We start from the raw sequence: 13948 nt of genomic DNA, 5'->3' as shown, positions 1-13948 counted from the left end.
TTTCAGAATGAAGAATCTATGGATCGCTTTTTGGTTTCCCGTTTTGATACGTACAATCAGAAGTTTTTGACACGGATTCACCGCGGCTTCCAACAAGCTGAAGCAGAGCTAGAAAAAATGTTTGAAAGATTAACAAATTAATAAATCGATTTTATAGAAGGAGCACTTCATTTACACATAATTATTGACACTCCCACTAAAACAAGTATATCGAAAAACTAATAACAATGTAACCCACCCAATTACAATAGTTGTGACCTAAATACATCAAAAGTGAATAAACTCTCACTATTTTTCATATTCATATTATTTAGCTAAGTGACTCTTTGAATAAATCAATACAAAAACTAAACCAAATCCAAAACGCTGTCTTTTAACTACCTAGTCACTTCTAGCAAAAGAAGAAATTCTTTTTTTGGATTTTCAAACGGGACGCAGGTGGTAAAAGTATTATTTAAAACGTTAAAAGTAAATCGTATCTCAAGTATTAATTCTAACACTTTACCAGCGAGGCCGAAAATCCACTCTGACTGCACCGCAGGCGGAGTTAGTTGAGGCCGCCCACCGCAAGCTTCAGCTGAAAATGCGAAAAGCAAGCACCCTATTTAAGTGAACTATTATATGCTTGTAAATAATAAAAAGAAGCAGGATTTCTCCTGCTTCTTCCATGACTTCTAAGTTAATCCTTATTCAAATGACGCACGCGTTGTTCTTTACTTAAAATATTCGTAATACGGATACCGAAGCTCTCGTTGATGACAACAACTTCACCTTCCGCAATTAGCTTGCCATTTACGTAAATCTCAAGCGGCTCATCTGTCATCTTATCTAGTTCAACGACAGATCCCGTACTCAACGATAATATATCTTTGATCGTCTTTCGGCTCTTGCCAAGTACCACACTGAAATCAAGCGGAACATCCATAATCAAGTCCAGATTACGCGGTGAGTGTTTAGACTCTCCACGATTCAACTCCTGAAACTTAGGTGTCTGAATACTTACCGATTCACTCTGTTGCTCAGACTTTTCTTTCGGAACAGTCTGAGATTTCGGTTCTTCAGTAGACTCCGAAACAACTTTGATTCCTTCACGCCCATGTAACACTTCAGCTGTGTCGCCTATCATTATGTCGGCAATTTCCATCACAGTATCCAGCGGTAAAATCTGCATAATCTCACTATCCAATAATCCTTCAACACTTAAACGGAATGACGTAGTACATACCACTTCATCCTGGTTAGGCATATCAATAGCAGCTTCTTCCGCGTTTTCCCACTTCTTCACATCAGGTGGTGAAATATCTACTCGACGGTTAAACATCGTCGCCATAGCTGTAGAAGCAGACCCAATCATCTGATTCATGGCCTCTGAAACTGCACTTAATTCAAGCTCAGAAAACTCATTGTTTTCTGCATTTGTTCCATCATTTCCCATCATTAAATCCGCAATAATAATCGCATCATCAACACTGATCATCAGGACGTTTTTCCCGACCAGACCTTCTTTGAATCCTATGGTAGTGACAACTTTAGGTGTTTCACTGGCATTCATGATATGTTTAATGGTTTGACCCTTAACCACAGGTGTTGTAATGCTGACTTGTCTATTCAATAATGTAGAAAGGGTAGTGGCGGCTTGAGACATTGAAATGTTTCCCACTTCGCCAATGATGTCTTTAATATCCTGACTCAATGGATCCTCAATCTGTTCAGGCTCATCACTTGCCATAGCACCGCCACTTAACATAGCATCAATTTCTTCCTGTGTTAACTGATTACTCATCGTCGCTCTCTCCTCCCGTAAATTTTAATATTTCGACTGCCAGTTTATTATTGATCATTCCCGGTTTAACCTTAAAATAAGGTCTGTCTTCGACATATAGCGAAAGGGGTTTAGATGTTTTCTCATCCAATTGAATAATGTCTCCTTCTTCCATCTCCAGGAAGTCAGACACATCCATCGTTGATTCACCTAGCTTCACTTCGATATTGACAGGGACACGGTCTAAACTGTGAGCAATCTGTCCTCTTTCAGATGAGTCAAATTCCTTACCAGAATGGAACCAGTTTTTAAAACTTAACTTATCTAAAATGTCTTCAAAGAATATGTATGGTATGCACATATTGATAAATGTACGTTGGTTTTCAAGTGTAACTTGTAACGTCACCAATACAACCGGTTCATTTGGAGACATCGTTTGTAGCAGCTGCGGTTTTGTTTCCGTATCTTCTAGCGTCACATCGATTTCCTTAATTTCTTTCCAAGCTGTTTCAAATGAACGAAGCAGGGACTTTAATACATCGTCTAAAATCGCCAGTTCGATATCAGTAAAACTTGATTTACTGTTCATTGTCTCTCCAGACGATACTTCAGTATACCCACACAATAACTCAACGATCTGCAAGCTGAACTGAGGATTGATTTCAAGGATCTGAAGTCCATTTAAGGGCGCACTTTTAAAGACCCCCATTAATGTGAAACTTGGGACAGAATGAACAAACTCGTCAAACGACACTTGCTCAATGGCTGCAATTTTTGTTTCAACTGGTTTTCTCAATTGAGTCGATAGTAAATTGGACGCCAGTTTCGAGAAATCCTCAAAGACCATCGTGATCGTTGAAAGGTATTCCTTCGATAAACGGACCGGACGTCTGAAATCATAGGATTTTACTTTAGGGGTATTACGTTCCTCTTCAACTTCATCTGTATCGATCTCACCACTATCCATGGCTACCAGCAAAGCATCTATCTCTTGTTGTGATAAAACTTGTTGGCTCACGCTACTTCCTCTTTCTCTTTCAGAATAGAATTAATTTGTATAATACTGACCATTTCATTGTATGCAGAAACATATCCTGAGACTAGAGTATCCTCCTCGTCTTCATTCTTATGTACTTGTTCTTCAGTGATATCCGTTACACCGATAACTTTTCCGACCATCAGTGCAAGAGGATTATCATCAGTATTCACAATGATGGTGTTATTGTACCATAATTCTTCTGATGCGCTAGACCCATTAAGGAGTGCCTCAAGGTCGATCAGTGTCATAATCTGTCCTCTGAGGTTAATTAATCCCTTTGTCCAGGACGGACCTTGGGGGATAACTGTTTCCTTTAAAGTTGTAGTGATTTCCTCTATATCTTCCGTTGTGAAGCCATAAAACCGTTCTTTTAATTTAAATACAATCAGTTGCATAACGTAAATCCCCCTTGGTTTAACTGAGACAAAAAGATGTTGTGACAAAAATCTGAAACTTGTAATGATGAGTTGAAACTGAATTAACTGATCGCTTTATCCAGTGCTTTAATCACACGTTCAGTATCGAATGGCTTAACGATAAAGTCCATTGCACCGGCACGAATAGCATCCATAACCATTGTCTGCTGACCCATAGCTGAACACATTAGGACGATTGCATTTTTATCTAGTGCTTTAATTTCTTTCAGTGCCTCTACGCCATCTTTTTCTGGCATCGTGATATCCATCGTGACGATATCGGGTTGGACCTCTTTATATTTCTCAACAGCTTCATTCCCATTCTGCGCTTCTCCAGCTACTTCATAGCCGTTTTTCTCCAGAATATCCTTTAATTTAATACGCATGAAAGCTGCGTCATCTACGATCAATACACGTTTACTCATTTGTTTTTCCTCCTGTTAAATTCCTAATTGGATTAATAATAATTCTAGGGCTTGCGGCTTAGGGACGAAGTACAGACTACCTTCAATTTTGTGACCCAAGCTGTAAAAATTGTTCTTGATAATAAACAGCTCATCACTATACTGTTCCTGTTCCATGTAGACACTTGACAGGATAGAGCCGAAAAGATCTGTGGTCATGACTGGAAGAGACGCAATCAGCGGTTTGTCAATCAACTGAACGACTGCCTGCAGAAATGATTGAAAGATAATATTACTCAACTCTTTTAAAGAAGAGTCAATCAGTTCTTCAGACATCTCAGTTTGATCGGGCAGCAGCATATGCGCTACTTTATCTGCATCATCAGGATCGATCACGAATAAAAATACGCCATATTTCTTTCCCATCAACTCAGATAGCACTACTTTAACAATTGTATCATCTGCTTGGATATTTTGATAGACTTCTTCATAGGAAAGTAGTTCAACAAATGGAACATCCATTTCTACCGGACGACCAATCAATTTAGCTAAACTCGTCGCCGCATGTCCGCCACCAATATTCACGACTTCCTGAAGTGCATCATAGCGAAGAAGCGAATGGTCTTTACTCATCTGCTTTTGCCTTCTTCCGTGTGCAAATGGACGTCACATCTAAAATCAAACAGATACTGCCGTCTCCTAAAATAGTAGCACCAAGGAAATTAGATACATGGCTGATTTCTTTACCTAACTTTTTAATGACGATTTCTTTCTGGTGGATCAGCTCGTCGACGATCAGTGCATACTGTTTTTCACCGATCAATACGATAATGACATGCTGCAGCTCTTTCGTTGAGTCCGGCAGTCCAAGTGCATTATGAACACGAATCAGTGGAATCGTTTTGCCTTCATACTGATACACTTCTTTCTGGTGAACAGAGATGGCATCCTCTTCTTCAAAACGGTTAACTTTGTCGATAACCGCTTGTGGTATAGCGAATGTTTCCTGACCGACTTTGACCAGCAGAGATTGAATGATTGATAAAGTTAAAGGCAAGGTAATTCTGAATGTCGTCCCTTTCCCCACTTCACTGAAGGTCTCAATTTTTCCGTTTAAATTGGAAATCTTCTGACTAACAGCGTCCATTCCTACCCCACGACCAGAAATGCCTGTCACTTCCTGAGCAGTTGAGAATCCCGGGTGAAAAATAAGGTTCTGAATTTGTTCATCAGTCATCCCATCAGTAGAAATGCCTTTTTTATGGGCACTCTTTTCAATAAGTCTCGGATTTAATCCTTTACCATCATCCGCTAGTGTGACAATGACTCTGTTTCCTTCTGGATAAGCTGATAATTTGATTGTACCTGCACGAGGTTTACCGACTTGTTCGCGTTCGTTTGGCATTTCGACGCCATGATCAGCAGCGTTTCTGAGCAAGTGAATGAGCGGCTCTCCAATTTCAGAGACAACGGTTCGGTCCAGTTCGGTGTTTTCGCCTTCCGTAACGAAGTTGATTTCTTTACCTAATTCATTGGTCAAGTCACGCATCATTCGTGGAAAACGCTGAACGACAACATTAAACGGCTGCATGCGCAACTGAAGTACCAGCTCCTGAAGCTCAGTAGTGATCCTCCCGACTTGAGTTAATGGTTCGGTCAGTTCTTGAAGGTGATTCTTTTCTGACATATCTTCCAGACGTGTCCGGTGAATCACCAGTTCAGAAACAAGATTCATAAACTGATCTAAACGGGATAAATCAACACGAATGGTTTGTTTGGCTGTCTGCTTCTTCTTATCAGCAACAGGACCTTCTACTTTCTCTTCTTCGACAACAGTTTCAGCTACCGTTTCATTCTCGTTTTCACCTGTCACTATCTGATTCAAGTCCTCATCGACAGTCGTTTCTTTAACCCAAATTTCCTCAATTTCGCTACTGTCTTCGACATACTTCTCAATGCTTTCCTTATCTTCTTTAGACAAGAAATAAACAGTAAAGGACTCTTCCAGCTCACCTTGCTCAAGTATCTCAGCCGAGGGTTTCATCTGCACGAAGTCACCGATCTGTTCTAGTCTGCTGATAACCATAAATGCTCTGGCTGCTTTCATCATGCTTTGTTCTTCTACTCGAACGCCTATCGCATATAACTGGTATCCGCTGTTTAAGGCAGAGTGGATAGCTACTTTATCAGACTCTTCTAAAACTGGAAACTCATACGGTGTTTTGTTGGCAGATTGTACCTCAACGCTACTCTTAGCATCGGATGCGTTATTAGACGCTGCTTTTTCCAGCTGACTGACTAGTAATGAAATATCGACTGAATCATCTTCATCCAGTCTCAGTTTCTCGACAATTTCTGTTAAGGTATCCAAGCTGTCAAAGAACAGTGAAATCAGGTCGCTTGACACAACTATCTGATTACTTTTGACTAGTTCGAACAGGTTTTCAACAGCATGAGTAAGCTTTGCCATTGTGTCATAGCCCATGGTCGCGGCCATGCCTTTTAGAGTATGAGCGGCTCTGAATATGGCATCAATAATCTGTTTGTCTTCAGGATTTTGTTCGAGCTGCAAAACTTCTTGATTTAAAATCGCTAAATTTTCGTCTGTTTCCTCAAAAAAGAGGTCGCGGTATGCACTATTATCTTCCATCATCTTCCCCCTCTGGTCTTAAAGAACTTTTTCGTAAATAAATGACGAGACCTTCTTTAATCCATATTGTTCAGGCTGGTAAATCGTTTCGGTCGCTCCCGTAAATAGAAGACCACCCTTGACTAATGAGTCACTCATGCGCTGGTATATGTCTTCTTTCACTTCATTCTTAAAATAAATGGTCACATTACGGCACACGATAACATGCAGATTCTGTTCAAATGAATCCAGCACTAAGTCGTGCTTTTTAAATTCAACCATCCCTTTTATTTTTTCATCTAACACAAATCGCTTATTGTCTTCTTTAAAAAAAGTTGTGCGATCAAGCAGCGACACATTTTTCAGTTCGTTTTCTTTATAAATACCCGTTTTAGCTTTAGCCAGAATAGTTTCGTCAATATCTGTAGCAATGATTTTTCTTTTAAGGGGCAGCGAATGGCGATTAATGATCATAGCCAGAGAATAAGGTTCAGCACCAATCGAACAAGCTGCGCTCCAGATTTTGATTTCATTGAATTTCTTGGATAAATCATTTAAGAGCAGTTCTTCAAACTTTTCAAATAAATCTTTATTTCTGAAAAACTCAGTGACATTAATTGTGATGTAATCCAGAAACTGTTTTTTTACGCCTTCATCTCCATGTATCAATGATGAATACTCTTCTAAAGTGTTAGCACCTGCCTGACGCATAACCGTTTGGATACGTCTGTTCAGCTGTTTTTCTTTATAGGCATCCAGGCGGATGTTTAAATTCAGGTGGACCCAGTCATAAAAATAGTCATAATTTAAAGTTGTCATATAGTCACCTTGTCATTTCTCTAAGTATATCAGCTATTTCATTAATACTAGCTGATTGATCGGATAAACCTCTTTCTACAACGACACGGGGCATTCCGTAAACGATCGATGATTCCTTATCTTGTGTCAAAATGTATCCGCCTTTCTGTTTGATTACTTCACATCCTGGTGCGCCATCACTTCCCATCCCAGTCAACACAATCGCCAGAATATGTTCGCCGTATGTATGCGCAGCAGTTTCGAACAAGTAATCGACAGCCGGTCTTACACCATGAACTTTCGGTCTGGTGTCCAGCTCTAGTCTGTCCCCATTAATGGTTAAGTGTCTGGCTCCGGGTGCCAGATATACTGTTCCAGATTTTATTTTCTGACCATGAACGGCTTCTACAACCTGTACGCTTGCAGTTGTATCAAGCCTTTTAGCAAATGAAGCTGTAAATCCTTCTGGCATATGCTGAACGATAAACACGGGAACAGATAAGTTTGAAGAAATGCCTTGTATGGCTTTGACCAGTGCTTTAGGACCGCCAGTAGAAGCACCCATTACAATAGCTTTGAGGTGCTTTTTCTTAGACAGCAGTGAATCATTTAGTAATCGTTGTTTTTTAATAGTGATGTCATTATGCTTCTCCTCTGAAAAGTGAACATGAATGCGTTTTGACAAATCTTCTTTAAATGTATTCCAGTGTTTCTGTATGGAAACAGGTTTTTCCACAAAGTCCTCTGCTCCTAATTCAAGAGCTTGAATTGTCGTTTCTTCATTGGTTTTAGAGCTGAGCATAATAACGGGAATATCATAGGCTTCTTTTATTGCCTTCAATGTTTCCAGTCCGTTCATCATTGGCATTTCAACATCCAGTGTAACTAGATCTGGTTGCGCTTTTTCTATAATTTTCATGGCTTCTATACCGTTTCTAGCAACATCTGTCACTTCAATTCCTTTACAGTCATTCAGTACATTTGACAGTACCTTTCTGAGTAAAGCGGAATCGTCAACGACTAATACTTTAATGCTCATTCCTGATTCCTCATTTTCATTTATAATACAAATTCGTCACGGTTGACCATTCTGACTTTGACGTCGAATGTATCCAGATCGACAAACATTGAACGACCCATCTTTCCTCCGACATGTTCAGAAATAATCTTGAGTTTCAATTCTTCGAGACAGGTTTTGACGGCTTCAATATTGCGCTGACCGATCTGCAGGATCGGTGACTCTGTCGAGAAGGAAAACATACTTGCTCCACCAGCTATTTTCACCAGCAGTTCTTCTTCACTGGCCTTCTCTCTCAGTTCATCCACTATCTTCGGCAAAGCCAGGTCTGCAAATTTCGGCCAATTTGAAATATCATTAAAAGACGTACTGTCCGGCAGCATGATATGACTTAACGCTCCCATTTTCGCTTTCGGAGCAAACAAGGCAATCCCGATACAAGATCCCAATCCTATTGTTACTAACTGATTAGGAGCAGTTGCTATTTTATAATCTGAAATTCCTACTTTTATCTGTTCCGACATTTTAGTCTCCAAATCCGTTCTTTAATTAGTTCTGTACTTTCTGGATTGATACCAGACGTCTCAATTCCTCGCCTTTTTCTTCCGCGAACAGACAGTCACTGTCAAGAATAGGAACGATGCCATCACTTGTCTGAACGAAAGCTGTAATATAAGAAGTGGACAACCCATCTATTTTTTCCTCATCTGAATCAATCAGGTCTTCAGTGTGATACGACTGGACGACCGTTACTTCATCTACCAGCAAACCGATTTTAGTTTCTTTCCAGTTTACTAATATAATGTCGGCTTCTTCCGGTTGAGGAGCTGACATGCCGTAAAATCGTTCAGCTAAATCAATTATAGCCAGTACTTCTCCTTCGATTTCCTGCACACCCACTATATAAGACGACACATCCGGAACAGCCGTATGGTTTTCCAGTGCAATGATTTTATCTGTAATAGTAATAGGAAAGCCAAAAGTTTGACCTCCCGCTTTAAATAAGAGATGTTGTGCCATTAGTTCTACTCCTTTAATTATGCAAATTCTGGTGCTAAATCGTTTAGTTCCACTGAGTTGTCTTCGGTGTCATCACTCAGTTGGGATTGACCGATTACGAATTTCTCTGCTGAAGCTTTAAGAATGTTTGCGACATCTTCCAATCGGTTAATGTGAGTTGTAAAGTCTTCCATTGTAGCCAGAATTTCTTCTGCATTTGCTGAAACTTGTTCTGTTCCGGCCGAGTTTTCCTGAGCACCTGCTGCAATACTTTCCAATTGAGCAACCACTTCTTCTTTTTTTGCATTGATGACTGTTGAAGACTGCATGACAACTATCATGCTGCTCACAAGACGCTCAAGAGAAGCAGCAACATTTTCAGAAGACTTAATGGCTTCATCTATTTTCTCTGTCTGAACTTTACTGTCATCGTTCGTTTCTTCGAGATGATTTACCATTCCAGATGATTTTTCTTGAATTGTGCGGATAATGGTCTGAATATCTTTTGAAGACGTAGCGCTCTGTTCAGCAAGCTTACGAATTTCTTCAGCAACAACCGCGAATCCGCGTCCGGCATCTCCTGCACGAGCTGCTTCGATTGAAGCATTTAATGCAAGCAGATTGGTCTTGGAGGCAATAGTCGTAATCGCCTGCACGATGCCTTCGATGTTTTGAATATCTCCATCCACTTCTTCGATTTTATCTTTCAAATCGCCAAGTGTTTCAAGCGTTTCGTTCCACTTCTGTTCAACTTCCTGGGTTGCATAAGTGTTCTGTCCATTAACAACCATTGTCTTATCAGCGTGTTCTCCCATTTGAGCAACAGCTTTATCTATTTCACTTAATGCTTCAGCCAGGTCATTCATCTGATTGGCCGTTGCTTCTGTATCTTGAGTCTGCATAGAAGTGGATTCCGCTACACCATTGATTGTTTCTGAAACTTCAGCAGTTGAACGGCTTGTCTGTTCTGCAATTTCAGTTAAGGTAGTAGCCATGGTCGACACATTCTGGCTGTTCCCTTGAATCACTTTTACAGTGTCTTCAAAAGTAGTTAATGTACGATTGAAAGCTAAGCCGATCTGGTGGATCTCATTTCCTTTTGGATTAAGTTCTTTGCCTTCCTTAGGTTTCTTACCCCGTTTATCGTTTAGTTTATCCAAACCTTTGATTAATACAAGATTAGGATTGATCAAGTCTTTCTTATTTAGACGTGTCGTCAGGTCTCCGTTTTCGACACGTTTGAATGCCTTCATTAGAGATTCTGAAATGGCAGCGACTAAGCCGGATGCCATCAAAGCAACTATCCCGGCTATAATAATTGTCAGTATCGTAACGAAAATCAGTATCCCTTGCAGAACCGATTGTTCTGCAGCCATTTCATTAGCTCGGACCATTCCGTAAACATTTAAACCCAGAGTAGGAATTCGTTCATAATAAATGCCGAAACGCCCGTCATTGACCTCATTGTCATAGACCATTCCATCATTATTTGTATTTTCGGAAGTTGAGGTGGACACTTCAGCTTCTGTAGAATCTTGGAAAAATGGAGAGGATGACATATTTTCCCCAACCCAGTCTGCTTGTGAAGAGGCTACAACGTCCCCACCATCTGTTAAAATACTGATGAATCCAGTGTTTGCTATTTGTGTCTTATTGATTTCTTCTCGTATCACGTTCATATCTAAATCGATAGCCAGTACACCTTGTAAATTACTCCCTGTACCGATTGCTCTGGTAACCGTCATGCGTGAACGATTGTTATATACATGAGGTTCTGTCCATTGAAGACCGGATGATGCCATACCACTATCGATCCATGGGTAGATATCATATGGATCTTGATTTCCTCTTACCACTGATAATGTTGAAACGAACTGATTGTCAGAATTAGATGGTACGAAATGGACATCTGCAATATAAGGATTACCCGTTACAACATATTGAAAACGGGAGCCTAGTTCCATCTGTGCGTATTCATCACCATTGGCAACACGTTGCAGCACGCCGTCAAGAGACAAACGCTGAACGGTTTCTTCAGCTGAATTGGCAGCATTTGTAATGTTAGCCACTAAGTTTGCAGTTATCTGCTTTTCTTGTTCCTCGATTCTATCTGTAATGAGCGATGATGTTTGATTATATGTATAAAGCATGGAAAAAAGGACCGGGATCAGCATAAGAACAATCAAAGTAGCAGCAATAGGAATGCGAAGACTCTTATGATCTCTCTTGATCGAATCAGGTTTACCCTTTCGTTTAAACTTGAAACCACTTGCTCCTGTATTAAGTTTCGGCCATTTAATGGTCTGGAACCTTTCCTGCAGTCGTTTAATATGATGCTTGACGTTCTTCATTTGATCTCTCCTCTTACTCAATTGATATAGATAGGTTATTCTTAACTTATTATCGGTTACCATTGTGTAATGTTTATGCTTTCAGTTAAAGTAAGTCATTATTCTTATTTTTGTCACAATTATACACTCTTCGTATTCAAGAAGGGGGTCTTAAACATGAATACAATTAAAATACCCTGCGAGTCGTTATACTGACCCGCAAGGTTTCTAATCATTAACGGTTATGAAAATTGATTTGTTGATTCTCTTAAACCACTTGCAAGATCTTTTAACTGGTCGATTGAGACAGCAAATTCCTCCATTGATGCAAGTATCTCTTCTATATTGGCTGAAACTTGTTCTGTACCAGCAGCGTTTTCTTCTGCAGATGCTTCGATACTGTCCAGAGCGTTGACTACTTCTTCTTTATCTTTTTCGACTAAACCAGTCAACTGCAGAGAGTGGCTGATGTGTTTAGCCAATTCCTGAATTTTCAATGAAATGCTCTCATTAGTTTGAGTAACGTCTTTTAAAGAGGCTGTCTGTTTTGAACTGTCTTCAAGTACTTGATCGACCGTCTTGACCATATCTTTCGAATCTTTCTGAATGACATGGATAATGTCGGCAATCATTTCAGATGAAGCATTACTTTGTTCAGCTAACTTCCTAATCTCTTCGGCTACGACTGAGAATCCTCTTCCGGCTTCTCCCGCACGAGCTGCTTCAATAGAGGCGTTCAAGGCCAGCAGATTAGTCTGTTCTGAAATAGTATGGATGGCTTTTAGTATTTTCTCAACATCCTGAACTCTTTCATCTACTGTACTGATATCGCCTTTCAAGTGATTAAACGAGTTAATAGTGTCGTTCCAGGTATTATTCACCATTGCCATATTCTGATCATTTTCACCTAAAGCAAGAACGGTCTCATCAGCATGTCTGCCAACTTCATTCATATTGGAAGAAATACGCGTGACATTTTCGGATAATGCTTCCATCAACGTGACGGTATTCTGAGTATCTTTAGTTTGGACACCGCTAGCCTGTGCGATAGATTGTATCGTTTCGGAAACCTCTTCAGTAGCGTGTTTAGTCTGTTCGGTTATCTCCGATAAGTCATACGCCAGTTCGTCTACTGATTTAGCTCTCATTTGGATATCTTTAACGGTCACTTGGAATGCAGAAACTGCCGTATTGAAGCTCCATCCAATTTGATGCAACTCGTGTCCATTTGGTTGAATCCCCTTTTCCTTTTTGATTTTTTGCGTTTTATTACCTTTTGCTAATTTCTTTCTGGATTTAAATGAATTAATACGTGTTTTCAAATCGCCATCCTGAATCCCCAATAAGGCTCCTCTTAGAGTATGGGTTATTGATACAAGATAATTTGCAATCAAAACAGCTAAACCAATGGCTCCTACACTACTGATGAGCAGAACGCGCAAACTGCTGTTCAAGAATAAATTTTGTTCCACTGCCATTTCTTCTGAGGTTACCGCTCCATATACTATCAGATCCATTTCCTGGACGCGCTCATAATAAATAGGGAAACTTCGGTTATTAAAATCATTATAAATTTCACCAGAAGCATTTACGGCCTCTGTAAAAATAGATTGGTCACTCACATTTAATCCTGCAAGAGCTGAATCCCGAGTGAATTGCCAATATCCAGCTTCAGTAATAACAAAGGGGTAACCTGTCTCACCAATCTGACTGTCTTCGATAATGTCTGCAATACTCTGCATATCGAGCTGAACACCCAAAATACTCGACTGACCATCTTCTTGGGTGATTTCGACTGCTGCAGCCATTGTAGTCGCACCTGATACCACATCTGTATAGGGCTCAGAAAAATATATTTCACCTTCTGCTTCTGTGGCACCGGCAGCCCACTCACTAGAAGTGGACTCTAGTGCGGAGTCACTTAAGGTTCCGATTGAGTTTCCACCAGGAACAAACAAAAACATATCACTTATGTATTGGGAAGCTGACTGAACGATCAGCAGTAACTCTTCGAGTTGGGAAGTATCCTCCAAGGCAGAGACTTGGGTTATATCTTGTAAAGCTGCAACCGCAATGAGACTATTACTTGCTTCTTCACCAGCTTCTTCCATTAAATTAACGATTCGACTGGTGGCTTCTTGCTGCTCTCTCAGAACACGTCTCGTCACCGCCTGATCCATCCGATAAAAAAGCACACCGGAGACTACAATAATTGGGAGTAAAACCAATAGTGTAAATAATACAATTACCCTTGACCGAATTGATTTCTTTTTTGGCCCGGTATTTTTATTTCTTCCTTTTATTTTTTTCATTGTCATTCCCTCTTTCACTATGTGCATTCTTTCTCATTATCGGTAATACTAAAGAAATTTTAAGGCTTTTAAGTAAAAGAAACTTAGAAGAACCCCATTTAAAATGAAAAAAAGACGTTATTAAGCGCAAAATGGCTTAATAAACGGGTTCTTTGTCAAATAGTGTTGGTCATAGATTCATGTAGGAGGAAAGCCATCTGGCTTTCCTCTTTTTTTAAGCTGCATTTTGATTTTGTCTTGC

The 13948-nt window shown here is 40.0% G+C and carries 12 protein-coding genes and 1 pseudogene; 1 reads left to right on the top strand and 12 read right to left on the bottom strand.

What is annotated here, in order from left to right; translation table 11 throughout:
- Positions 1-141: pseudogene (locus CLV38_RS12700) on the top strand (IS256 family transposase); the annotation flags it as partial.
- Positions 142-679: 538 nt separating this feature from the next.
- Here the strand turns inward: CLV38_RS12700 and fliY are convergent.
- The 12 genes from fliY to CLV38_RS12640 all read right to left on the bottom strand — a co-directional run bounded on the left by fliY (position 680) and on the right by CLV38_RS12640 (position 13707).
- Complete coding sequence (gene fliY / locus CLV38_RS12695; RefSeq protein WP_106196242.1) at positions 680-1783, bottom strand: flagellar motor switch phosphatase FliY; 1104 nt, start codon at positions 1781-1783, stop codon at positions 680-682.
- A complete protein-coding gene (fliM, locus tag CLV38_RS12690) occupies positions 1776-2780 on the bottom strand; it encodes a flagellar motor switch protein FliM (RefSeq protein ID WP_281260066.1) in 1005 nt (334 codons plus the stop codon). The genes fliY and fliM overlap by 8 nt, the downstream gene beginning before the upstream one ends.
- A complete protein-coding gene (locus CLV38_RS12685) occupies positions 2777-3196 on the bottom strand; it encodes a chemotaxis protein CheW (protein ID WP_106196240.1) in 420 nt (139 codons plus the stop codon). Before CLV38_RS12685 ends, fliM begins: the two co-directional genes overlap by 4 nt.
- Before the next feature lie 83 nt (positions 3197-3279).
- Entirely contained in the window at positions 3280-3642 is a 363-nt protein-coding gene (locus tag CLV38_RS12680; RefSeq protein WP_106196238.1) for a response regulator, read from the bottom strand.
- A gap of 15 nt (positions 3643-3657) precedes the next feature.
- A complete protein-coding gene (locus tag CLV38_RS12675) occupies positions 3658-4254 on the bottom strand; it encodes a chemotaxis protein CheC (protein ID WP_106196236.1) in 597 nt (198 codons plus the stop codon).
- A complete protein-coding gene (locus CLV38_RS12670) occupies positions 4247-6271 on the bottom strand; it encodes a chemotaxis protein CheA (protein WP_106196233.1) in 2025 nt (674 codons plus the stop codon). Before CLV38_RS12670 ends, CLV38_RS12675 begins: the two co-directional genes overlap by 8 nt.
- An 18-nt stretch (positions 6272-6289) precedes the next feature.
- Positions 6290-7069, bottom strand: coding sequence for a CheR family methyltransferase (locus CLV38_RS12665; protein ID WP_106196231.1), 780 nt, complete (start codon positions 7067-7069; stop codon positions 6290-6292).
- A 4-nt stretch (positions 7070-7073) separates the two neighbouring features.
- Positions 7074-8087, bottom strand: a complete 1014-nt coding sequence (locus tag CLV38_RS12660) for a protein-glutamate methylesterase/protein-glutamine glutaminase (protein ID WP_106196229.1) — start codon at positions 8085-8087, stop codon at positions 7074-7076.
- A 20-nt stretch (positions 8088-8107) separates the two neighbouring features.
- Positions 8108-8590, bottom strand: coding sequence for a chemotaxis protein CheD (locus CLV38_RS12655; RefSeq protein WP_106196226.1), 483 nt, complete (start codon positions 8588-8590; stop codon positions 8108-8110).
- 25 nt (positions 8591-8615) lie between these two features.
- The gene (locus tag CLV38_RS12650) at positions 8616-9086 is read right to left on the bottom strand and encodes a chemotaxis protein CheW (RefSeq protein ID WP_106196224.1); all 471 of its coding nucleotides are present in this window, start codon (positions 9084-9086) and stop codon (positions 8616-8618) included.
- 17 nt (positions 9087-9103) lie between these two features.
- A complete protein-coding gene (locus CLV38_RS12645) occupies positions 9104-11416 on the bottom strand; it encodes a methyl-accepting chemotaxis protein (protein ID WP_170068910.1) in 2313 nt (770 codons plus the stop codon).
- A gap of 221 nt (positions 11417-11637) precedes the next feature.
- On the bottom strand, positions 11638-13707 hold the full coding sequence (locus CLV38_RS12640; RefSeq protein ID WP_170068909.1) for a methyl-accepting chemotaxis protein: 2070 nt from the start codon (positions 13705-13707) through the stop codon (positions 11638-11640).
- Positions 13708-13948: the final 241 nt, after the last annotated feature.

The organism is Alkalibacterium olivapovliticus (assembly GCF_003003275.1).
GTDB lineage: Bacteria > Bacillota > Bacilli > Lactobacillales > Carnobacteriaceae_A > Alkalibacterium > Alkalibacterium olivapovliticum.
This window is presented reverse-complemented; position numbering and strand designations above follow the sequence as displayed.

Coding starts and splice junctions, on each gene's coding strand:
- CLV38_RS12665 (WP_106196231.1), bottom strand. CDS start 7,069: ATGACAACTTTAAATTATGACTATTTTTATGACTGGGTCCACCTGAAT.
- CLV38_RS12680 (WP_106196238.1), bottom strand. CDS start 3,642: ATGAGTAAACGTGTATTGATCGTAGATGACGCAGCTTTCATGCGTATT.
- CLV38_RS12655 (WP_106196226.1), bottom strand. CDS start 8,590: ATGTCGGAACAGATAAAAGTAGGAATTTCAGATTATAAAATAGCAACT.
- CLV38_RS12675 (WP_106196236.1), bottom strand. CDS start 4,254: ATGAGTAAAGACCATTCGCTTCTTCGCTATGATGCACTTCAGGAAGTC.
- CLV38_RS12645 (WP_170068910.1), bottom strand. CDS start 11,416: ATGAAGAACGTCAAGCATCATATTAAACGACTGCAGGAAAGGTTCCAG.
- CLV38_RS12685 (WP_106196240.1), bottom strand. CDS start 3,196: ATGCAACTGATTGTATTTAAATTAAAAGAACGGTTTTATGGCTTCACA.
- CLV38_RS12670 (WP_106196233.1), bottom strand. CDS start 6,271: ATGGAAGATAATAGTGCATACCGCGACCTCTTTTTTGAGGAAACAGAC.
- CLV38_RS12660 (WP_106196229.1), bottom strand. CDS start 8,087: ATGAGCATTAAAGTATTAGTCGTTGACGATTCCGCTTTACTCAGAAAG.
- CLV38_RS12650 (WP_106196224.1), bottom strand. CDS start 9,086: ATGGCACAACATCTCTTATTTAAAGCGGGAGGTCAAACTTTTGGCTTT.
- CLV38_RS12640 (WP_170068909.1), bottom strand. CDS start 13,707: ATGAAAAAAATAAAAGGAAGAAATAAAAATACCGGGCCAAAAAAGAAA.
- fliY (WP_106196242.1), bottom strand. CDS start 1,783: ATGAGTAATCAGTTAACACAGGAAGAAATTGATGCTATGTTAAGTGGC.